Below are 22,083 nucleotides of genomic sequence, written 5' to 3'. Positions count from 1 at the left end.
ATGAAGAAAGTTGGTTTTTTTCAATCTATTCATTTAAAATTTGTGCTCATATATATGCTGTTAATATTAATAGCAATGCAAGTAATTGGTGTATATTTCGTCAGGGAATTAGAAAAAAGCCTTGTAAAAGGCTTTCAAGATTCCTTAACGCAGCAAACAAACTTACTTTCTTATAACCTGAAGCAAGAGTTTGTAAAAGAACGTCCTAAAACAGAATCAGTAGATAAAGCTATTAATGATTCGATTCAAAAATTCGCGTCAGATCGTAAGAGAGATATTCAAGAAGTAAGTGTAATTGATTCTACTAAAAAATTAATGGCAATTTCAGACGCGTCTAAGCAAAACAAGGTAGGACGAACGTCAGCAGACACAGCTGTACAACGGGTAATGGTACAAAAAAAACCAGAGTCAAAGGTTGAGAAAGACGTGAAAACGGGTCATCGGGTTCAAGTGATGATTACTCCTATTCTAAAAGAGCAAGAAGGAGAGGTACTTGGCGTCATTCGTATTGTTGCATCTATGGAAGATGTGTATAAACAAATGAAGGATATAAACCAAATTTTCGCGACAGGGACAGTAATTGCTTTATTAGTAACAGCTGTACTTGGAATTTTATTGGCTCAAACAATCACGAGACCAATTTCAGATATGCGAAGACAAGCAATTGAAATGGCGAAAGGAAATTATTCGCGAAAAGTAAAGGTGCATAGTCATGATGAGATTGGACAATTAGCATTATCTTTTAATAATTTATCTAAAAAATTACAACAAGCTCGTTCCTCCACAGAAAGTGAAAGACGAAAATTATCATCCGTTTTATCACATATGACAGATGGAGTAATTGCTACTGATCGAAAAGGCGACATCATTTTATTAAATGATCCTGCGGAAAAAATGTTAAATGTTTCGCGTGAAACGGCACTAGATCAATCAGTCTTAGAAGTGTTAGGGATACAAGAAGAATTTACGTTGGATCATTTATATGAAGAACCTGATTCAGTTTTATTAGATTTTAGTACGAGAAATGAACCATATATTTTACGTGCTAGTTTCTCTGTCATTCAAAAAGAAACAGGGAAGGCAAATGGTTTAATTGCTGTATTATATGATGTAACGGAGCAGGAGCGTATAGAGCGAGAACGTCGTGAGTTTGTTGCAAACGTATCTCATGAGCTAAGAACACCGTTAACAACGATGCGCAGTTACTTAGAAGCACTTACGGATGGTGCATGGCAAGATCCGAATATCGCACCGCAATTTTTAACGGTTACACAAGAAGAAACAGAAAGAATGATCAGACTTGTAAATGCATTGTTACAACTATCTAAACTAGATAGTACTGAACATCGTTTAATGAAGGAGTTTGTCGACTTTACTGATTTCTTCAATAATGTTATCGATCGTTTTGAAATGTCTAAAGAGCAAAATGTAAGTTTCAAACGATCCTTCTCTAAGAAATCTCGATTTATTGATATGGATGCGGACAAAATTACACAAGTTTTATATAACATTATTTCCAATGCATTAAAGTATTCGCCAGAAGGTGGTACAGTAACATATCGCCTGCGTGATCGTGGTGAGTTATTAGAGATTAGTGTGAGTGATCAAGGAATGGGAATCCCGAAGGAAAATGTAGATAAAATATTTGAACGTTTTTACCGTGTAGATAAAGCTCGCTCAAGGCAAATGGGTGGTACAGGTCTTGGATTAGCCATTGCGAAAGAAATGATTGAGGCACATGGCGGCTCGATTTGGGCGAAAAGTGAAGAAGGAAAAGGGACAACTATTTATTTCACACTGCCAATGGCGGCGGATGAAGAGGACGATTGGGAATGAGCATGGAAAACTTTAAAACGATAGTTCTAATTAATTTAGTTGTTATTAGCCTATTTCTTACTTTTAACTTATGGACATATGTTCCTGATTCTAATTCGATACAAAATGCAAAATTTGTTCAAGGGAATGAAGAGATAAATCCAATAAAACTTTCGGAGGTTGTTCACCCATCTTCTGTCATTGTTCATAAAGAGAAAAATCATTATGTGAGTGAAAACAAGAATAATGTGGATTTAATTTATAGAATTCTTGAAAATGGAGAGTTATATGATTTTAGGGAAATAACAGGGACAGTTCCTAAAGGTGATTTTCTTTCGTATGTACATGGAGAAGAAAAAATCGAATTTGTTTTTCCTACAAACATTCCACTGGGTACGATTAAAAGTATGTTTAATTGTAAAGATAAAAACATAGAAGATAATAGGAGTTTCAATCGTATTATAATTGATCCTTCTCGAAGTAAGGACCAAGAAATTAAAATTAGTTTTGTTTCCTATGATACTTATCCTTATCGTAAAATATATCAAGCAAAATTGAGTGGTGTTGATGTAAAGGATGTTATAAATGCTCAAAATCAACTTATAACAGTAGCGAGACCGTATTTTGAATATCAAATAAGTGATAGAAAAAAACTTTACTTACCAGATGGAATTACGGAAATAAGTGAGGTAGAGTATTTTGGATCTAGGTTAGAAGAGGATACATTTAAAAATGCATTATTTAGTGATCCGCGTTATTTAAGTCCTATTTCTGAGAAATCAAAGGAAACATTTACAGATGGTATACGTTCTATGGAAATTGATCAGTCAAATGCAATGTTGAAATACAAAAACTCTGCTGTACACAGTGATGAATCTATGGATAATGCAACACTTTTACAAAAAAGTTTTGACTTTGTAAGTGGACATAGTGGTGCCTTAAGACTCTATCGTTTTGATTATATTAATAAGGGGAAAACGTCTTTCCGTTTATATGAGGATGGGTTACCTGTATTTAATAGCGATGGAATGGCAGAATTAAAGCAAGCATGGGGTTCAGGTGAAATCATGCAGTATGAAAGATCTCTTTTTGATCCAAGTTTCAAATTACCTAGTAAACAACTAACAACTTCTCTCGCATCGGGTCAGACCGTGATGGCATCATTAGAGAATAATCCGCAAATTGATAAAAATTTAATTCAGGATGTTGGAATTGGTTATAAGTTATCATTGGAAGATTCCATCAACGAAGGAAAAAACGTTATTTTAAAGCCGATATGGTATGTAAAATGTGAAGAAAATGGTAAGCAACAAATATTTGAATGGAGTGAGGAGGGACTAAATGGATTGGGATCGAATTAAAACCATATTTATTGTGACCTTTTTTGTTTTAGACCTCTTTCTTATCTTTCAGTTCATTCAAAAGCAAGATAGTAATCAATTGGAACTTGTGACGGAAACGAAAATCGATCAACAATTAAGGGCTGGAAAGATTACTATGGGGAACTTTCCTAAAGAACCGAAAAAAGAGTCATTTATAATGGCAAAAAATAAGGGTTTCAAAGAAGATGATGTGCAGTCTTTAAAAAACCAGACAGCACATGTGCAAGACGAATACCAAATAGAAAGTAAATTAAAAGAGCCTTTTTTAAATACGAAATCATTGTCAAAAGATAAGTATAATGATTTTTTGAAAAACTACGTGCTTGACGGACAGAAGTACGAGTTCGGGGCAATGAAAGACTCCAAAATTTATTTCTTCCAAAAGTATAAGGATAAACCGATTTTTTACAACAATCATGCAATGATTGTTGTAGATTTGAATGAAAAAAATGAGCTTGTTTCGTATACACAAACAATGTTAACGGATTTGAAGGAAATGGGCGAAAGCGAAAAGACGAAAGAACAAGAAATTATCACTGCTCAAACAGCTTTAGAAAATATATATTTGAAAAATAAAATTGCAGAAAATACGCACGTGAAAGAGGCGCAGATTGGATATGCGACTCTTGCGGAGTCTTCTTCTAATATACAAGTGCTTGCTCCAACATGGAACTTAAAGACAGAACAGAAAAAGGATTTTTTTGTGAATGCAATTGAAGGGCAAGTTATGGAATTAGGGGAAACTCAAGTGCCGGAAGAACATAATGGAGTGAGAAAGAATGAGTATGCATTTTAGTGTACTTGCAAGTGGAAGTACAGGGAATATGCTATATGTAGGAACAGATGAAAAAAACCTGCTCGTCGATGCAGGTTTAAGTGGTAAAGCTACAGAGGCTTTATTTAAACAAGCTGAACTGAATATAAATGACATATCAGGTATTCTTGTAACACATGAGCATAGTGACCATATTAAAGGATTAGGTGTATTGGCGCGTAAATATGATTTACCTGTTTATGCGAACGAGAAAACATGGAATGCAATGGAACATTTAATAGGTAATATCCCAACTGATCAAAAATTCATTTTCTCAGTAGGAGACGTGAAAACATTTGGGGATATTGAAGTTGAATCATTTGGTGTTTCTCACGATGCGGCAGAACCGATGTTTTACGCTTTTCATAACAATAATAGAAAGTTAGCTCTTATTACAGATACGGGCTACGTAAGTGACCGTATGAAAGGTGTTATTAAGGGAGCGAATGCTTTCGTATTTGAAAGCAATCATGATGTGGAAATGCTTCGTATGGGACGCTATCCATGGAGCATTAAGCGACGTATTTTAAGCGACGTTGGCCACGTTTGTAATGAGGACGCTGCATTAGCGATGGCTGATGTTATTACAGACGAGACAAAACACATTTATTTAGCGCATTTAAGCTTAGATAATAACATGAAAGAATTAGCGCGTATGTCTGTATCACAAGTATTAGAAGAAAAAGGTTTTGGGGTTGGAGAATCCTTTGAAATACATGATACAGATCAAAAAATACCTACGAAAATTCAATACGTATAATTCTTCATTTTAGTAAATAATAAAGGTGAATATAGTTGTTTTCAGGAAGATAGGTGAACAAATATGTCCTTTATTGATGAAGAAAAATATCGTATTAAACGCGCAGGGAAAAAGAAACATAAAGGTATTTTCATTTCTAGCATAGCGGGAACAATTGTAGGGGCTTCATTATTTGCATTTGGAGCTCCTTTATTTTCAAATCATGCAGGTAAGCTTCCACAAGCTGAAGCAAGTGAAAAAAATATGGCTGAAGCCCAAAGTGGAAATGGTCCTGTTAAACAGATTAGCTTTGTAGACGCTGTTGATCGTGCCTCAGAGGCTGTTGTTGGTGTTATTAATATTCAACGAGATGATTTTTCAGAGGCTGATTCGGAAGCTGGTACAGGCTCTGGTGTGATTTATAAGAGAACAGATGGACATGCGTATATTGTAACGAATAACCACGTTGTTGCTGGGGCGAATCGTATTGAAGTGAGCTTAAGTGACGGTAAGAAAATTCCAGGTAAAGTATTAGGAACCGATGTAGTCACGGATTTAGCGGTACTCGAAATAGATGCGAAGCATGTGAAGAAAGTGATTGAAATTGGCGACTCTAATACCGTTCGTAGAGGAGAACCAGTTATTGCGATTGGAAATCCACTTGGGTTACAATTTTCCGGAACTGTCACACAAGGTATTATTTCGGCTAATGAGCGTATTGTTCCTGTAGATTTAGATCAAGATGGACATTACGATTGGCAAGTAGAAGTATTGCAAACAGATGCGGCAATTAATCCAGGTAATAGTGGTGGAGCGCTTGTAAATGTAGCGGGACAATTAATAGGTATTAACTCAATGAAAATTGCAGCAAAAGAAGTAGAGGGAATTGGACTAGCTATTCCAGTTACGAGAGCTGTTCCTATTATGAATGAACTAGAAAAGTACGGTAAAGTAAGAAGACCTTACGTTGGGATTGAACTAAGATCATTAAATGAGATTCCGAGTTACTATTGGTCAAAAACGTTACACTTACCAGGTAACGTAACAGAAGGAGTTTGCATTTTAGATGTGAAAAGTCCTTCGCCAGGTACGGATGCGGGTCTTAGAGAACATGATGTTATTGTGGCGGTAGATGGAAAAGTGGTGCACGATATTATTGAGTTCCGCACGGCCTTATATAATAAAAAAATTAATGATGAAATGACTCTTACGTTTTATCGTGGTACAAAACGAGCGACAACAACGGTGAAATTAGGCATTCAAAAGTATTAAAAACAGGAGGGCCTACCTCCTGTTTTCTATTGTAGAAAAGTGAGGTGAAGAATATGAATTTACCTTGTTGTTTAGAACATGTTGAATTAGCATTAGATATCATTGTGGATGAGTGTGAAGTCGCACCGGTTATTAACAATGTGGATAACTCTGAAGAAGAGAAAAAAACATGTGAATTTTGTCAAAACGAGGCGACATATGTTGTATCGAACACAGATTCTCACACAATATGTGGGTAACATTTGTGGATATGTGGATAAGTCCTGTGGATAACGTGTTTGTAAGGTGGGGAATAGATGTGAATATCTCGATTATTTCAATCGGAAAATTAAAAGAAAAATACTTAAAACAAGGTATAGCAGAATACTTAAAACGATTATCTTCTTACGCAAAAGTAGAAGTAATTGAATTGCCAGATGAAAAGGCACCAGAAAATTTAAGTGCAGCAGAAATGTTAATTGTAAAAGAAAAAGAAGGTATACGTATACTGGATAAAATTTCTGATGATACGCACGTCATTGCATTAGCGATAGAAGGAAAACAAAAATCATCAGAAGAATTTGCAGCAAGTATAGATCGCCTTGCTACATATGGAAAGAGCAAAATCACATTTGTAATTGGTGGATCACTGGGGCTTAGTTCTGAAGTAATGAAGCGTTCAAACGAATCTCTTTCTTTCTCAAAGATGACATTACCACATCAATTAATGCGATTAGTATTGCTTGAGCAAGTGTATAGAGCGTTTCGTATTAATCGCGGTGAACCGTATCATAAATAGTGGGTAATAATTGAAAGTTAATAATGCCCTATTTATTAAAATAAATTATAATTGGTTGTATATGTAATAAAAATATGATCAAAAAATTAGCACTTATCTTTACAGGATAGAGTGCTTTTTTCTATATGTAATTCATTATTTTAGATTTAGTCGATACATAATTAAAAGGGGAGATGTAAGTATTTGGTGAAATAAAGCATAATCAATATAGGAAAAAAGAAGTATTAGATGTAATTAGGGGGGCTTAACATAGTTAGGGGAAATATGAAAAAAGTACTTATATCATTACTAAAAAATCCATTATTAATAATTGGGTACTGGATTTTTTGTTATGAGTTAGCTTTGTTATGTATGTATGGGAGAATGAATAATAATATTTATATTCTGTTACTATGTGTAGTATTTTTAATCCTTATCATTATAGTTACTACAATTAAAGTTATAAAAAATGGGGAACATGAATCGTCCAAATTAATAAATATAAAAGGATGGAAATATTGTTCCGTTATCATCATTATTTTTATAACGTTTTTTTATGGGATGAAAATTTATAAAAGTGCAACAAATTATGGTGGTAGACTAGCATGGTTTATAGAAAGCATAAAACATGAAAGATCAGTTGAACTTGAGCGTGATAATATATATAAATATGGTGTAGAGGGTATTTTTGAAGATATAAATAAAAAATATACTTTGCCAAAGAAGTTATATATTTCAGATGGTTTTACATTAGAATTCAACTCAGATGGAACAATAACCTCATTTGATACCTTTCTTTATGGGAAAAATGCTGCTGGAAAAGAGGAAAGTTATTTAATATCTTATAATAAAAACAAATCAAAAGATATTTTTATAAGACTATATGGGCATGTTAATGCTGATTATAATGAAGATAAATTAGTAAAACCTTTAATTGAAACGGTTCAGGCCATCCCAGTTAAACAAATTGTTAGTAAGTGGAATGAAAATCAGTATGGGCTAATTTACTATGGGAAAAGGAATTGGGGTTATAATACAGCAGGAATTATTAATATTAATAAAGATGGGAAATTAGAGAAGTTAAAAGAAGCAAAATCCGAAATAATTGGATATACGGTATCTATATTTATCCCTGGAAAAGAGAAGGAGATAGTACCTGCTAGATATAATCTACTAGGTAATTCCGATTGGAGTAAGGAAAGTAGTTCTAAAAAGGAAAAGAAGGATGTAACTAATAATAATGAGCAATTTTACTTTTCAAAAGAAGTGGGTTATAAACTAACTGTTATAGATAAAGCATTAGGGAGTACCTTTTATTCACTAAGCAAGACAATTGATGGTGGGGAAACATGGGGAGTTATAAATGAAGACCCGTTTAATGAAGCGGTTGGTAGTGCATCAGGAATTATCTTTTTTAATGAGAAGCTCGGATTTTTAAGGGCAGCCAGGCCCTCAGGAACTGAAGGGGGACTATACCGTACAGATGATGGGGGTAAAACCTTTAAAAAGGTGAGCTATACGAATCATGAGGTGAAGCTAGAAAGTGGACAATTAATAAATCCATTTGATTTTCCTAATATGCCTTATGAGAAGGATGGAGTTTTTAACATGCTAGTGGGTCAAGGAGAAGATGGAGATTACAATGGTAATAGTAGTATACTTTATCAATCCAAAGATCAAGGTGAAACATGGGAATATGTAAAAGAGGTTAAAGGTAATTAATAGTGGGAAGACCATTGGACAAAAATCACCGATGGTCTTTTAAATATTAATAGATGGTATGTAGATTTCCTAAAATAAGTATGTTTCTATTTCTAAAAAAGTATGCTGTAATATGAAGAGGAAAAAGTATAAGTAGTCAGAGAAGTGAGGAATTAAAGGTGAAGAAGTTTAAAAAGTTTTACTTAGAGATTACGAGCGTATGTAATCTTGCGTGCAGCTTTTGTCCGCCGACGGAAAGGCAGAAGCAATTCATTTCTGTGGAGGATTTTGCTAAAAGATTAGACCAAATTAAACCTCATACAGACTATATTTATTTGCACGTGAAGGGTGAGCCGTTGCTCCATCCGAAAATAGATCAACTATTAGATTTAAGCCATGAAAAAGGATTTAAAGTTAATATTACAACGAACGGAACGTTAATTAATAAAAGAAGGCATAGACTGTTAAATAAGCCTGCTTTAAGACAAATGAATTTTTCACTGCACAGTTTTGATGGACACCCAGGATCGCAAGATAAAGAGGGCTATGTAAGGAGTATACTTTCTTTCATTAGAGAAGCGACGAGTCAATCGGATTTAATTGTTTCGCTAAGGTTATGGAATTTAACTCAGGATAACAAAACGAATCTTGAAATTCAGCGGAATAGAGATTTATTATCTATTATCGAAAAAGAGTTTGATCTTTCTTATAACATTGAAGAGAAGCTCACGCCAGGAAAAGGTATAAAAATTGCGGAACGTGTATTTATTAATCAAGATTATGAATTCCAGTGGCCGGCATTACATGAAGAAGAGGATGATGGAAAAGGTTTCTGTCATGGACTTCGTAATCAGGCTGGAATCTTAGCGAACGGAACTGTTATTCCTTGCTGTTTAGATGGTGAGGGGATTATTAACCTTGGAAATATTAATAATGATTCATTCTCTAATATTATTGAAGGCGATAGAGCGCAAAATATTGTAGATGGATTTTCAAAAAGGGTTGCAGTAGAAGAACTGTGTAGAAAGTGCGGATACCGCAAAAGATTTGGAAAGTAAATATAGAATAAGCCCTCATAAAACGAGGGCTTATTTTTATTCTTGATAAGAGTGCTCTAGTTCATCAATTAAGGAACCGACGTAAGAAACAGCTTTACGGATTGCATCTGGTTTTGACATATCGACTCCAGCGTGTTTCATTAATTCGAGTGGTTTCATCGTACCGCCTGCGCGGAGTACGTTGAGCCAGCGATCAACAGCAGGCTGTCCCTCTTCCTTAATCATTTGGGCTACAGCGGTAGATGCAGTTAGGCCTGCTGAATATGTGTAAGAATATAAGCCCATGTAATAGTGAGGTTGACGCATCCATGTTAAACCGGCACCTTCATCGATTTCTACTGAATCTCCCCAGAATGTAGAAAGGACATTTGTTTTTATTTCAGTTAAAGTGGTGGCTGTAAGTGCTTGTCCTTCCTCTGCTATGGCATATACTCTTCTCTGATATTCTCCTTCAAGTAAATGAGTAACAAAGTTATGGTAGTACGTGCCGAGTAGTTGCAGAATAACCCATCTGCGCATTCTCTTGTCTTCCGTTGTCGCAAGTAAATGCTGAGCTAATAGTAATTCATTCATCGTTGATGGAGCTTCAACAAAGTACATAGATGGACGCACATTCATAATACGCTGATTTTTATTTGCTAAATAAAAATGACCAGCATGTCCAAATTCATGAGCTAATGTGAAACACCCGCGCATCGTACCCTGCCATGTAATTAAAATATAAGGGTGAGAACCGTATGGGCTAGAGCAGAAGGCACCTGTTGATTTTCCAACGTTATCTGCAAGGTCTACCCATCTTTCTTTGAAGCCCTTTTCGATAATGGAACTATATTCATTTCCTAATACTTTTAAAGAATCTTGAATGAGTTTGCCAGCTTCTTCGTAAGTGATTGTTGGATTAAATTCAGGATCTAACGGTGCATGTAAATCGCAGAAGAGCATTTGATCGAGACCTAATACTTTCTTTTTTAAATCTGCAAAACGGCGCATATGAGGCGCTAATTCATTATAAATAATATTTAGTTGGTTGTTATACATTTCAAGTGGAACTTTTTGAGGCTCTAAAAGCATATGAGTAGCGGATTCATATTTGCGTAAACGCGAAAGTGTCACTTGTTTTTTTACTTCAGTAGCATATGTTGTTGCAACTGTATTTTTATATCGTTGCAATGTGGAAACAAATGATGAATATGCCTTTCTACGTAAATATGCGCTTGGAGAAAATTCATATTTGCTTTCAAATAATGCAAATGATACAGGCAAATCATTTCCCTGTTCATCTTGTATAGGAGGGAAATCCATATCGGCTAATTTAGTCATGCCATAAATTTTGTAGGGGGAACTATGAACTTCGCCGAGTGCAGCAAGAGCTTCTTCTGTTTCAGGTGAGAGAGTGTGCTGCCTCTTTTTAAGTATTTCTAGTAACGATTTACGGAAAGGTTCGAGCTTTGTTTCCGCAGTTAAATATTTTTCAATTGTTCCTTCTTCAAATGAGAGAATTTCGTTATAAATAAAGGATAGTGCAGTATGTACTTGCGTCCCTAAAGCGGAAATTTTGGAAGAGTTCGCTTGAATAACTGGATCTGTACGATCAGCGGATTCTTTTAAATATGCATATGTGTTGAGTTTTGTTAACTTCATTAAAAGCTCTTCTTCTAAAAGTAGGCAATTTAATAAGGTAGCGGGGCCAGTGTGTAATTGTCCTTTAAATGCATCAAGTTTTTTTATATCGTCTGTTAATACACTTAGTGCAGTTCCCCACTCTTTGTCAGATTCGTATAAATCAGAAAGATCCCATGTCAATTCAGTTGAGACTTCTGCGCGAATAAGGCGTTTCTCAATTACATTTTTCATTTGTTATATCCCCCTTATTATAAGTATCTAAAAATATAATACTAGAAAATTCAATTAAATGAAAATATTTAACATTTTTATACATGAAAAAGAAGGACAAGCATTTTTATGCTTGTCCTTCGAGTTAAATTTAAGAATTAATATACTTTATCGCCGTTGAAAATAGAGTTTTTCACGACTACATAATCTACAGTGCGAATTGCGTCTAATTTTGTTCCGCCAGCGTAAGAAATAGAAGACTGAAGATCTTGCTCCATTTCGATTAAAGTGTCTTCTAAAGAACCTTTATGCTCAACGAACATTTTCTTACCTTCAACGTTTTTTTTCTCACCTTTTTGGAATTCAGAAGCTGAACCGAAGTACTCTTTATAAAGTTTGCCATCTTTTTCAATTGTTTCCCCTGGAGACTCTTCATGACCAGCGAATAGAGAACCGACCATAACCATAGTCGCTCCAAATCGAATAGATTTAGCTACGTCGCCATGTGTACGAATACCACCGTCAGCGATAATTGGCTTACTTGCAGCTTTTGCACACCAGCGAAGTGCAGCTAGCTGCCAACCACCAGTCCCAAAGCCTGTTTTAATTTTAGTAATACAAACTTTACCAGGTCCAATACCAACTTTTGTTGCGTCAGCACCAGCGTTTTCTAATTCTCTTACCGCTTCTGGAGTTCCAACGTTTCCAGCGATAACGAAGCTTTCTGGTAAATGTTTTTTAATATGTTGAATCATATTGATCACAGCATTAGAATGACCGTGTGCGATATCGATTGTAATGTATTCAGGTGAAAGTTGCTCAGCAGCTAATTGTTGTACGAATTCATACTCGTCTTCTTTAACACCAACACTGATTGAAGCAATTAATCCACGTGATTGCATATCTCTAATGAATGAGATGCGTTTCTCTGGTTGGAAACGATGCATAATATAGAAGTAATTATTTTCAGCTAAATAAGTTGCGATTCTTTCGTCAATAATCGTTTGCATATTTGCAGGTACGACAGGTAATTTAAATTTATGTTTTCCTAAAGTGACAGTTGTATCACACTCAGATCGGCTATTTACAATACATTTTGCAGGAATTAATTGAATATCTTCATAGTCAAATACGTTTTCCATCATTTGCACCCCTAAAATACGAATATTTTACATAGTTTACTTAAAAATGTTCGTCCAAATGATAATTTACAGTATTTTTAGTAATAAGTCAAAGGTTTTAATGTTTAATTTTAAAAAATAAAGTTTATTTAATGTTTTTGGATTTATATGGATATAATATATTTTAATGTATAATTGATTAATGTAGAATTATGTAGGGAGAATAATAGATAAATATATTAATTTAGGAGAGATTTTATGGGACGATTAGTGTATATGGATTGGCTACGTGTATTAGCGACAATTGCGGTCGTTACAATTCACGTTGCTGCTGGTTATGTTTCTACGTTAGATTCAAATAACGTGTCGCGTTGGCTGGCTGGTAATTTTTACGATTCACTTTCGCGTGCTAGTGTACCAATTTTTGTAATGATTAGTGGAGCCCTATTATTAAAGGGAACAAAAGATACTTCTATTGGGGAATTTTTAAGGAAACGTGCAAGTAAAGTGATTATACCTTTTATAGGTTGGAGTGCTATATTTTACATCTATGGGGCTTGCGTAGGATATTTTCCGGCTTCTTTAAAGCAAGGGATAAAGTACTTTTTAACAAATAGTATCGGGTTACATCTATGGTTCTTATATATGATTGTAGGAATATATTTAATCGCACCTTTACTGAAAGTATTTGTGAAAAATGCTAAGAAGAGAGAGATAGAATATTTTTTAATTTTATGGCTATATGCATCTGTTATAGTTAAACTAGTAAACTATTATTATCCTATCAACTTTAATATTGAATTATTTTATGTTACAAATTATGTAGGATATTTTCTACTTGGTTATTACTTATCAAATTATGATATTGCGAAAAAATGGCGGAATATTTCTTATATTGGGGGAGTTGTAGGATGCATTGGTACATTCTTTATTACATACCATTATACATTGAAAGCAAATGGACAGCTGGATCAATATTGGTATGAATATTTTGCACCAGGTGTTGTACTTATGGCAATTGGGTTATTTGTCTTTTTCAGATATGCTTTCCAAAATTCAGAAAGACAATTACCATTTTTATTACGTGGTATAAATCAAGCGAGTCTTGGAATTTATATTCTTCACTTTTTCTTATTAAATAACTTTTTGTACAAAGTTTTCCCTAAGGTGAATGCACATGTACATGCAATATTAGCAATACCTATCAATGTAATTATTACAATCGTCCTTAGTCTGGTAATAACTTTAGTACTACAAAGAATACCAGTTGTAAAAAGGTTAGTTCCATAAAGATATTTCTTCTATAAAAATAAATGTATAAGAATATTTTTTAATACTTTATGGGTGAGGCAGACTTAATAATAAGTCTGCTTTTTATTGTTTTATTTCAAAAAAAAGAATATAAAGGGTTATACTTAGGGTAAGATGGTATTTTAGCGAACTACAAATATTGGTTTAATATATTATCTCAGTATAATTGAACGCAGGGTATAAAAAATATAATTATTAAATACAGAATAAAATGAGGTTATTACATGAGTAAAAGAAGTTTTACTGATTATGCATTAAGTAAGGAAATTGTAAGAGCACTTACTGGTTTAGGATATGAACATCCAACGGAAGTGCAAGGAGAGGTTATTCCAGTTGCCTTGCAAAAGAAAGACCTTGTCGTGAAATCACAGACTGGAAGTGGAAAAACCGCTTCATTTGGCATACCACTTTGTGAAATGGTGGAGTGGGAAGAGAATAAGCCACAAGCTTTAGTTTTAACACCGACGAGAGAGCTTGCTGTGCAAGTAAAAGAAGATATTACGAATATAGGCCGCTTCAAAAGAATTAAGGCTGCTGCGGTTTATGGTAAATCTCCATTTGCACGTCAAAAATTAGAGTTAAAGCAAAAGACACATATTGTAGTTGGGACTCCTGGCCGTGTGTTAGATCACATTGAAAAAGGTACCCTTTCTTTAGATTGTTTGAAGTACTTAGTTATTGATGAAGCAGATGAAATGCTAAATATGGGCTTTATCGATCAAGTAGAGGCAATTATTGACGAATTACCTAAAAAACGAATGACAATGCTATTTTCAGCAACGCTTCCGGAAGATGTTGAAAAGTTATCTCGTACGTATATGGATTCGCCGACTCATATTGAAATTAAGGCTGCTGGGATTACAACAGACAAAATTGAACATACCCTTTTTGAGGCGAGAGAAGAGGATAAACTTTCACTGCTTAAAGATGTAACAACGATTGAGAATCCAGATAGTTGTATTATTTTTTGCCGTACTCAAGAAAATGTAGATCACGTATTTAAACAGTTAAAGCGCGTTAACTATCCTTGTGACAAAATACATGGTGGTATGGTACAAGAAGATCGTTTTGAAGTTATGGACGATTTTAGAAAAGGAAGGTTCCGTTATTTAGTAGCGACAGATGTAGCTGCTAGAGGAATTGATATTGATAATATTACACATGTTATTAACTATGATATTCCATTAGAAAAAGAAAGTTATGTACATCGTACGGGAAGAACAGGACGAGCTGGTAATAACGGAAAAGCTATTACATTCATAACGCCGTATGAAAATAGATTTTTAGAAGAGATTGAGGAGTACATCGGCTTTGAAATTCCAAAGGCACTTGCACCTTCAAAAGAAGAAGTTATGAAAGGGAAAGCGGTATTTGAGGAAAAAATACATGCTAAACCAATTATAAAAAAAGATAAAAACGCAGACCTAAATAAAGGGATTATGAAACTGTACTTTAATGGCGGGAAGAAAAAGAAAATTAGAGCGGTAGATTTCGTCGGTACAATTGCTAAAATTAAAGGTGTTACAGCAGCAGATATTGGCATTATTACAATACAAGACAATGTTTCTTACGTTGAAATATTAAATGGAAAAGGACCACTTGTTTTAAAAGTCATGAAAAACACAACGATTAAAGGGAAACAATTAAAGGTTCATGAAGCAATTAAGTAAACAAAAAACTATCCACTTTAACAGGTGGATAGTTTTTTATTTACAATTCTTTTAGATCATCAACTAGTTTCTCCGCTAAACGTCTATACATATTACTCATAGTCACGAAGGATGTTAGTAATAAAAACTTTTCTAGCTTTGGATCTTCTAAGGAAGAAACCTTGTTTACTTCGGCAACACGGTTATTTACGTCTTGTTTAAAGCTGTCGACATTGGTTTCAGTAAGAGCAAGATAATCTTTATATAGAGTATTTAATTCGAATGTATCATCATTTATTAACGGTTCATTTATATTTTCTAAGGAGCTTTTTATATCATTAATGGAAAGGGCCCCTTTTAATTGATAAATTAAGCTGATTAAAATCATATGCTCTTTTGAGTATTTTTTATTTTTGATAGGGATGAATAATTTCCCTTTTGCGTAATTGTTAATCATTGTTTTTGTTAATACTTTTTCATCATCAGTTCTCGTTGTATCCGCATAAGTATTCTCAAATAGTTGGACGACTTGGTCTACATATAAGTCGACATTTGGGATATCCTCAAGTTTAATACTTTTTTCTAAATGTAATGATTCAAGTAATTTATTTATATTTTCCACGTAGAACCCCTCACTTTTATAACTTAGTGGAACTTAATGTTTAGTATATCTTTAAATATGGTATTACGAAACAAATGAATTGTAAATGTTGACCCGTGTAAATAATGTGTATATAATTACATGTAGTTATGAAAACTACATGTAATTATATGAGGGGTGTTTATATGAATGTTTATGTAAGAGAACCGGTTAATGCATTTACTCACTTAGGAGGAGCTGTATTATCATTTATTGCATTATTAGCTATGCTTGTGAAAGTTTCTGTTAAGATGCCATCTGTTGCTGCAATTACAGCTGTTATTTTATTTGGTATCGGGATGATGGTCCTTTATATGGCGTCAGCTGTGTATCATAGTGTTGTAGCGAGTGAACGTGTTATTTATTTTTTTAGAAAGCTAGATCATTCTATGATTTTTATATTAATTGCAGGTACATATGCACCCTTTTGCTTAATTACATTAAATTCGGCAAATGGTTTACTATTATTTTGTTTGGTTTATGCAACTGCGATTTGTGGTATTGTTTTTAAAATGTTTTGGTTTAATTGTCCAAGATGGTTATCGACAGCAATTTATCTTCTGATGGGTTGGTTAATTGTTCTATTCTTTGCACCGCTAGCTGAGAATTTAAGTACAGGAGGTATTATTTTCTTAGTACTTGGAGGCATTTTTTATACAATTGGTGGGTTTATTTATGGTGCGAAGCCAAAATGGTTGGAGTTTAAATATATGGGACACCATGAAATTTTTCATGTTTTTGTATTGTTAGGTAGTCTTGCGCATTTTCTAAGTGTATATTGTTACGTAATTTGATCAAAAAACGCCACGCGATGTCTGTTATGTGGCGTTTTTTTATTACCGGATTGGAATCGGGCATTGTACAAAATAAGTATGGGATAAAATGTAAGTTTCTGTGCTCGCATAATAAACATATGATAAGAAATATATGATATACTTTGAGAAGTTTATAATGAATGAAATATGGAGGACTATAATTATGGCAATACTTGTAACAGGTGGAGCAGGATATATTGGTAGTCATACATGCGTAGAATTACTAAAAAACGGTTACGAAATTATAGTAGTAGATAATCTTTCGAATAGCTCAGTAGAGTCTATAAATCGAGTGAAAGAGATAACAGGAAAACAGTTTAAGTTTTATAAAGAAGATATTTTAAATCGCGAATCACTTGATACAATTTTTGAAGAAAATACAATTGAAGCTGTTATTCACTTTGCAGGCTTTAAGGCTGTAGGGGAATCAGTAGCAATCCCATTAACGTATTATCATAACAACATTACAAGCACATTAGTGCTATGTGAAGTGATGCAGAAGCATAATGTGAAGAAGATGATCTTCAGTTCGTCTGCAACAGTGTATGGTATCCCAGAAACATCACCAATTACGGAGGAGTTTCCATTAAGTGCAACAAATCCATATGGTCAAACAAAATTAATGATTGAACAAATTATGCGTGATGTAGCATTTGCAGATGCAGAATGGAGTATTGCATTACTTCGCTATTTCAACCCGTTTGGTGCACATGAGAGTGGACGTATCGGAGAAGATCCAAATGGAATTCCAAATAACTTAATGCCATATGTAACACAAGTAGCGGTAGGTAAGTTAAAAGAATTAAGTGTATTTGGAAATGACTATCCAACAAAAGATGGTACGGGTGTCCGTGATTATATTCATGTTGTAGACTTAGCAAATGGACATGTAAAGGCACTTGAAAAGGTACTTGGCACTACTGGGATAGATGCATACAATCTCGGTACAGGTACTGGTTATAGTGTATTAGAAATGGTTGAAGCATTTGAAAAAGTTTCAGGCAAGGAAGTTCCTTATAAAATTACGGAGCGTCGTCCTGGTGATGTTGCAGTATGTTTTGCAGATGCATCAAAAGCGAAGCGTGAATTAGGATGGGAAGCAAAACGCGGATTAGAAGAGATGTGTGCAGACTCTTGGAGATGGCAATCAAATAACAAAAATGGCTATCTAGAAGTTTAATAAACAGATAAAAAAATGACCTCTTGCTTATGCAAAGGTCATTTTTTTATCTGTTTATTTTCCATTAAGTTTATTGGCCACTTTAGTAAAGAAAGTTCGCTGTTTCATAGAAATGTTTGACTGACAAAATGTATAGTGGTCAATATCTTTAATATAAGTAAAGAGTCTAGAAATAGCATATAAGAATGTAATAGAAGATCCGAGTGCAAAACTAATACCGTAACCATTGAATCCAAATGGAAGTAGAAGAAGACTTAATAACAGGTTTGCAGAAAAGAACAGGGCTGATGTTCGAAATGCCCCTTTACGATCTTCAAAATATAAGAGTAGTAACGTGATAACAAGGACCATTCCGTTTGCATAAGCACCAATTATAGTTAGCTGCAAAATAGAGTATTCAAGTGTCACGTTCCCAGATTGTGAACTAAACATCCATATTATAAAAATAATAAGTAAAGAAAAAATACCTTGATTACGAAGTATGCGTTCCATTTCTTGCTTTAGGACAAAGTTCATTGATTCTTTTAATTGTAAAATTGTATTTAATGTTGCCCCATTGTTAACTGAACCGAAGAACTTCTTATACCGTTCATAAAACCTTGTTTCAATGGATACTACGAAGAAAATATAGGTTGGGATAATGCTTAAATAAGCCCAGAAAACAGAGGTATCATACATTTGATGATAAATAAACGTGTTTTCAATATTTCCTCGCCCTTCTCCGAACCAAATAACAAAGTTACATACCCAAATGCCAATATTGTAAAGTAGGCTCGACCAAAATAGTTCTGGATATTTATCTAAATAAGAAAGAAAGGTAAATTGTTCAGTAGCATCACTATTTGGAAACATGCGTACAATAACTATACTTAACCACACTAATGTAATGAAAGTCCCGATTGTAAAAGCAATTAAAAGCAATAAGGAAAATCCATGTTCTAGTCCAAGTGTGGGATGCCAGTAAGCGATAAGCGCAATTCCAGATAAGGAGAAAATTGAACCAATTAAAAATGCAAAAGCGATGGACTGATAATCTTTAGCTGCTGTTAAATAAATGGATTTATTCCTACAATTAATCCGAATGATATTTATGATAAATAGCAATTGTTTGGAATAAGAGACTATCAAGATTGACTATGACAGTTTAGGTCAGTAATCCGATTATCTTATAAAGATAAATGTATTACTGACCGGCCCTTTTTATATAATAGGGGGACTTAATGAATTCGAACGAGCTGTTTATGGTATACTGTGTTACCTTCTTGGCTTGAATATGGTGGTAAGCTTCGCCCAAAGCAATTTGCAATAATGTTGGAATGATCGTTATATGAATTCGAATTTCATATAAATCTACAGTGTCATCTAAATCGGCGTAAAAAACGGCAAGATTATTACTGTCGAGAGAATAGGGGAAGCTCGCTTCTACATTTTCTCCAATCAGTACGGGAAGTTTTACAGGAGTGGAATAAGTAGACCAATCCCATACTTCAATAGTTATGTGATGTGGATAGTATTTATCCAGGTTCACAATGTTAACTACAGCAGAAACAGTATTAGTTTCTTTCGTTAAAACACCAGTTGAATGAACTACATATCGGGGAATTCCATGATGAAGCATATACATCTTACCTTTCTAAAAAGATTAATATGAATTTAAAATATTTTATGTGAAGGATCAATAGAATGAACTAGTATAAATGAATCATTCTATTGATTTTCATAGAAATCAAAGAGAATAATTTGAAAATCATCCCGGGTCTTGTCTTGTTGTTAGAGTGCGTTTATAATCAAGTAATCCTAGTAGCTTTTTGATAGGATTATTTTTTGTTGAAAGCGCTTTTAATTCAGGGTGTTGTTAGAGTAATACTTTTACTTTCGAATACGGAAAAGCTGAATGGGAGTAAATAAGAAATAATATTGCTATATAGCAGTTATTAAAGAGATTTTCACTTTATTTTTTAAGGTAGGAAGTCTGACTTATTCAGATTAAAAATTATGTATGTAGTTTTAAATAGGAAGAAAAATAATAAAGTATCACTTTATATTGTGGGGAGGTTAAAAGTGTGAAAGGGAAAGATTTTCACACGAATATATATGGGTTACGTAGGATTATTACTTTCAGGTGCAGCTTTATTTTTAAATAGCCTTGTCATATTAGGCAAAGTAGAGATGAAAAGTGCAGGTGTCTTTAATTTATTTGTGGGGGCATTACAAATTATCATTCCGTTCTATTTGATTATGATTTCTGATCAAAGTAATTGGACGGTATATTCATATGCAGCTACTTTTTTATTTGGTTTAACTTATTTATATGTAGGCATTACTTTTATTAAAGGAATGGATAGTAGTGGACTAGGCTGGTTCTGTATTTGGGTAGCAATTATTGCTTTATTCTATATGGTTGTTTCATTTGTTCAATTCCATGATGTTGTTAATGCGTTAACATGGTTTATGTGGGCATTACTTTGGTATTTATTCTTTGTATTAAATGCACAAAAAAAGAATATCAATCAATATCTTGGCAGAATTGCCTTTGTACAATCATGGGTAACATTGACGTTGCCTTCACTCTTTTATTTTATGGGAGTATGGGGAGAGGGATTCGTATATGAACTATGGGTTTATGTATCAGTAATTTCTATTTTATATTGCTGCTATTGTATTTTTAAATATCGAGTACGTTAAAGTATCGTATGTAAGAAAGCATGGAATCTTGATGATGATTCCATGCTTTTTATTTATATTTATATTTATGTTTATAATTAAGGTAGTATTTTACAAAATAGGGGATGATGAAAGTGAAAAAAGTGTTGGTTCTAGGGGGAACAAGGTTTTTTGGTAAGCAATTAGTAGAAGCGCTTTTACAAGAGGGGCACGATATAACAATTGCAACACGAGGATTTACGGAGGATTCTTTTGGGGATACGGTAAAAAGAATTGTAGTAGATAGAGAAGACGAGAAATTACTGGAAGAGCGCTTAGAAGGTAAAAGCTATGATATTGTATACGATAACTTATGCTATAGCCCGAACGCCGCGAAAATTATATGTAAAGTATTACGTGGTAGAGTGAAAAAATATGTTATGACATCCTCAATGGCGGTATATGAGCCTGCATTAAACTTGCAAGAAGAAGACTTCAACCCGTATGAATATTCGATTACGTATGGAGATAGAGGGAATTTCACTTATAGTGAGGGAAAGAGATTAGCGGAAGCAGTGTTGTTTCAACAGGCAACATTCCCAGTCGTTGCGGTAAGATTTCCCGTCGTTATTGGAGAAAATGATTATACGAAGAGATTACAATTTTACGTTGAAAATGTTGTGAAACAAGAGTGTATTGTTGTCTATCATGTAGATGGACAGTTGTCGTTCATACATGAAAAAGAAGCAGGAGAGTTTTTAGCATGGTGCGGAATGGAAAATATAGAAGGTCCAATTAATGCTTGTAGTAACGGAGCGATTTCCATGGGAGAAGTTATTCGTTTCATAGAAGAAAACAGTGGGACAAAAGCTCTTATTCAAGAAGCGGGAGAGAATATAGCACCTTATAATGAAATAACTAATTGTACGTTACATAATAGAAAGGCTCGCGAATTAGGATTTCCGTTCCGAGAATTAAATACAGAAATAAAAAATGTTTTACAGCATTACATAAATATACTGAAATAATCATAAATCCCCCGGTGGCAATCCGGGGGATTCTGGAGGATTTCGACAATACTAGTTTTACATTACCAAATTTACCTTACATGCATGATGAATGCTAATGTATCACACCAATGTATGGATCTAGTTCATCATAGTCATATGAAATTACCTCCTTTCCACCCAAAAAGTTGGTCTAGGTAAAAATAATTTACTTAAGTCAAAAAAACACCTGTTTTTTTGGAAGTCAACAAAAATTCTAAAAATTTTCTGAAAAATATTACGATAAAAGTAACACTTCCACTTTCATTTGTGACTCTTATCCTTTTTGCTTATACTGTAAAGTAGT

The 22,083-nt window shown here is 34.0% G+C and carries 18 protein-coding genes and 2 pseudogenes; 15 read left to right on the top strand and 5 right to left on the bottom strand.

What is annotated here, in order from left to right:
* The 9 genes from walK to MR071_RS09305 all read left to right on the top strand — a co-directional run bounded on the left by walK (nt 1) and on the right by MR071_RS09305 (nt 9,538).
* Entirely contained in the window at nt 1-1,836 is a 1,836-nt protein-coding gene (gene walK / locus MR071_RS09345; protein ID WP_105586718.1) for a cell wall metabolism sensor histidine kinase WalK, read from the top strand.
* Entirely contained in the window at nt 1,833-3,176 is a 1,344-nt protein-coding gene (locus MR071_RS09340; RefSeq protein ID WP_242235800.1) for a YycH family regulatory protein, read from the top strand. Before walK ends, MR071_RS09340 begins: the two co-directional genes overlap by 4 nt.
* Entirely contained in the window at nt 3,157-3,993 is an 837-nt protein-coding gene (locus tag MR071_RS09335) for a two-component system regulatory protein YycI (protein WP_105586720.1), read from the top strand. Before MR071_RS09340 ends, MR071_RS09335 begins: the two co-directional genes overlap by 20 nt.
* The gene (locus MR071_RS09330) at nt 3,977-4,771 is read left to right on the top strand and encodes an MBL fold metallo-hydrolase (RefSeq protein WP_242235799.1); all 795 of its coding nucleotides are present in this window, start codon (nt 3,977-3,979) and stop codon (nt 4,769-4,771) included. The genes MR071_RS09335 and MR071_RS09330 overlap by 17 nt, the downstream gene beginning before the upstream one ends.
* A 63-nt stretch (nt 4,772-4,834) precedes the next feature.
* Nucleotides 4,835-6,022, top strand: coding sequence for a S1C family serine protease (locus tag MR071_RS09325; protein WP_242235796.1), 1,188 nt, complete (start codon nt 4,835-4,837; stop codon nt 6,020-6,022).
* A gap of 53 nt (nt 6,023-6,075) precedes the next feature.
* Nucleotides 6,076-6,261: a CxxH/CxxC protein gene (locus MR071_RS09320; protein ID WP_001052825.1), complete on the top strand. Its 186-nt coding sequence runs from the start codon at nt 6,076-6,078 to the stop codon at nt 6,259-6,261.
* A 59-nt stretch (nt 6,262-6,320) separates the two neighbouring features.
* The gene (gene rlmH, locus MR071_RS09315) at nt 6,321-6,800 is read left to right on the top strand and encodes a 23S rRNA (pseudouridine(1915)-N(3))-methyltransferase RlmH (RefSeq protein ID WP_002123590.1); all 480 of its coding nucleotides are present in this window, start codon (nt 6,321-6,323) and stop codon (nt 6,798-6,800) included.
* A gap of 264 nt (nt 6,801-7,064) precedes the next feature.
* Nucleotides 7,065-8,501 (top strand): WD40/YVTN/BNR-like repeat-containing protein, encoded by a 1,437-nt coding sequence (locus tag MR071_RS09310; RefSeq protein WP_105586723.1) that lies wholly within the window; start codon nt 7,065-7,067, stop codon nt 8,499-8,501.
* 158 nt (nt 8,502-8,659) lie between these two features.
* Nucleotides 8,660-9,538 (top strand): radical SAM/SPASM domain-containing protein, encoded by an 879-nt coding sequence (locus MR071_RS09305; RefSeq protein WP_105586724.1) that lies wholly within the window; start codon nt 8,660-8,662, stop codon nt 9,536-9,538.
* Nucleotides 9,539-9,574: 36 nt separating this feature from the next.
* On the opposite strand, the gene pepF is transcribed toward MR071_RS09305, so the two are convergent.
* Together pepF and guaC are read right to left on the bottom strand one after the other, a co-directional pair.
* Nucleotides 9,575-11,392 (bottom strand): oligoendopeptidase F, encoded by a 1,818-nt coding sequence (pepF, locus tag MR071_RS09300; RefSeq protein WP_105586725.1) that lies wholly within the window; start codon nt 11,390-11,392, stop codon nt 9,575-9,577.
* A gap of 137 nt (nt 11,393-11,529) precedes the next feature.
* Entirely contained in the window at nt 11,530-12,513 is a 984-nt protein-coding gene (guaC, locus tag MR071_RS09295) for a GMP reductase (protein ID WP_002068771.1), read from the bottom strand.
* Nucleotides 12,514-12,750: 237 nt separating this feature from the next.
* Here guaC and MR071_RS09290 point away from each other — a divergent pair, with 237 nt between their 5' ends.
* Both MR071_RS09290 and MR071_RS09285 read left to right on the top strand, forming a co-directional pair.
* Nucleotides 12,751-13,782: an acyltransferase gene (locus tag MR071_RS09290; protein ID WP_105586726.1), complete on the top strand. Its 1,032-nt coding sequence runs from the start codon at nt 12,751-12,753 to the stop codon at nt 13,780-13,782.
* A gap of 245 nt (nt 13,783-14,027) precedes the next feature.
* Nucleotides 14,028-15,473, top strand: coding sequence for a DEAD/DEAH box helicase (locus tag MR071_RS09285; protein ID WP_242235794.1), 1,446 nt, complete (start codon nt 14,028-14,030; stop codon nt 15,471-15,473).
* Between the two features lie 40 nt (nt 15,474-15,513).
* Here MR071_RS09285 and MR071_RS09280 read toward each other — a convergent pair whose 3' ends face one another.
* A complete protein-coding gene (locus MR071_RS09280) occupies nt 15,514-16,074 on the bottom strand; it encodes a DUF1836 domain-containing protein (protein WP_105586728.1) in 561 nt (186 codons plus the stop codon).
* A gap of 164 nt (nt 16,075-16,238) precedes the next feature.
* On the opposite strand from MR071_RS09280, the gene trhA reads away from it, so the two are divergent.
* Entirely contained in the window at nt 16,239-16,886 is a 648-nt protein-coding gene (gene trhA, locus MR071_RS09275) for a PAQR family membrane homeostasis protein TrhA (protein ID WP_105586729.1), read from the top strand.
* 184 nt (nt 16,887-17,070) lie between these two features.
* On the top strand, nt 17,071-18,087 hold the full coding sequence (galE, locus tag MR071_RS09270) for a UDP-glucose 4-epimerase GalE (RefSeq protein ID WP_242235792.1): 1,017 nt from the start codon (nt 17,071-17,073) through the stop codon (nt 18,085-18,087).
* A 54-nt stretch (nt 18,088-18,141) separates the two neighbouring features.
* Here galE and pelG read toward each other — a convergent pair.
* Both pelG and MR071_RS09260 read right to left on the bottom strand, forming a co-directional pair.
* Nucleotides 18,142-19,188: pseudogene (gene pelG / locus MR071_RS09265) on the bottom strand (exopolysaccharide Pel transporter PelG); the annotation flags it as partial.
* 116 nt (nt 19,189-19,304) lie between these two features.
* Nucleotides 19,305-19,705 (bottom strand): annotated as a pseudogene (locus MR071_RS09260) (hypothetical protein).
* 476 nt (nt 19,706-20,181) lie between these two features.
* On the opposite strand from MR071_RS09260, the gene MR071_RS09255 reads away from it, so the two are divergent.
* Both MR071_RS09255 and MR071_RS09250 read left to right on the top strand, forming a co-directional pair.
* Nucleotides 20,182-20,772, top strand: a complete 591-nt coding sequence (locus MR071_RS09255; protein WP_219921034.1) for an AmiS/UreI family transporter — start codon at nt 20,182-20,184, stop codon at nt 20,770-20,772.
* A 107-nt stretch (nt 20,773-20,879) separates the two neighbouring features.
* Entirely contained in the window at nt 20,880-21,758 is an 879-nt protein-coding gene (locus MR071_RS09250) for an NAD-dependent epimerase/dehydratase family protein (RefSeq protein ID WP_242235790.1), read from the top strand.
* Nucleotides 21,759-22,083: the final 325 nt, after the last annotated feature.

The organism is Bacillus cereus group sp. BfR-BA-01316, assembly GCF_022664195.1.
Taxonomy (GTDB): Bacteria; Bacillota; Bacilli; order Bacillales; family Bacillaceae_G; genus Bacillus_A.
The sequence above is the reverse complement of the archived record's forward strand: the minus strand, read 5'-3'. Positions and strand labels throughout refer to the sequence as shown.

What these genes read in the sequence shown, in the direction of transcription:
- guaC (WP_002068771.1), bottom strand. Translation starts at nt 12,513, where the DNA reads ATGGAAAACGTATTTGACTATGAAGATATTCAATTAATTCCTGCAAAA.
- pepF (WP_105586725.1), bottom strand. Translation starts at nt 11,392, where the DNA reads ATGAAAAATGTAATTGAGAAACGCCTTATTCGCGCAGAAGTCTCAACT.
- trhA (WP_105586729.1), top strand. Translation starts at nt 16,239, where the DNA reads ATGAATGTTTATGTAAGAGAACCGGTTAATGCATTTACTCACTTAGGA.
- MR071_RS09285 (WP_242235794.1), top strand. Translation starts at nt 14,028, where the DNA reads ATGAGTAAAAGAAGTTTTACTGATTATGCATTAAGTAAGGAAATTGTA.
- MR071_RS09340 (WP_242235800.1), top strand. Translation starts at nt 1,833, where the DNA reads ATGAGCATGGAAAACTTTAAAACGATAGTTCTAATTAATTTAGTTGTT.
- MR071_RS09325 (WP_242235796.1), top strand. Translation starts at nt 4,835, where the DNA reads ATGTCCTTTATTGATGAAGAAAAATATCGTATTAAACGCGCAGGGAAA.
- galE (WP_242235792.1), top strand. Translation starts at nt 17,071, where the DNA reads ATGGCAATACTTGTAACAGGTGGAGCAGGATATATTGGTAGTCATACA.
- MR071_RS09320 (WP_001052825.1), top strand. Translation starts at nt 6,076, where the DNA reads ATGAATTTACCTTGTTGTTTAGAACATGTTGAATTAGCATTAGATATC.
- MR071_RS09330 (WP_242235799.1), top strand. Translation starts at nt 3,977, where the DNA reads ATGAGTATGCATTTTAGTGTACTTGCAAGTGGAAGTACAGGGAATATG.
- walK (WP_105586718.1), top strand. Translation starts at nt 1, where the DNA reads ATGAAGAAAGTTGGTTTTTTTCAATCTATTCATTTAAAATTTGTGCTC.
- MR071_RS09335 (WP_105586720.1), top strand. Translation starts at nt 3,157, where the DNA reads ATGGATTGGGATCGAATTAAAACCATATTTATTGTGACCTTTTTTGTT.
- MR071_RS09310 (WP_105586723.1), top strand. Translation starts at nt 7,065, where the DNA reads ATGAAAAAAGTACTTATATCATTACTAAAAAATCCATTATTAATAATT.
- MR071_RS09290 (WP_105586726.1), top strand. Translation starts at nt 12,751, where the DNA reads ATGGGACGATTAGTGTATATGGATTGGCTACGTGTATTAGCGACAATT.
- MR071_RS09255 (WP_219921034.1), top strand. Translation starts at nt 20,182, where the DNA reads ATGGGTTACGTAGGATTATTACTTTCAGGTGCAGCTTTATTTTTAAAT.
- MR071_RS09250 (WP_242235790.1), top strand. Translation starts at nt 20,880, where the DNA reads ATGAAAGTGAAAAAAGTGTTGGTTCTAGGGGGAACAAGGTTTTTTGGT.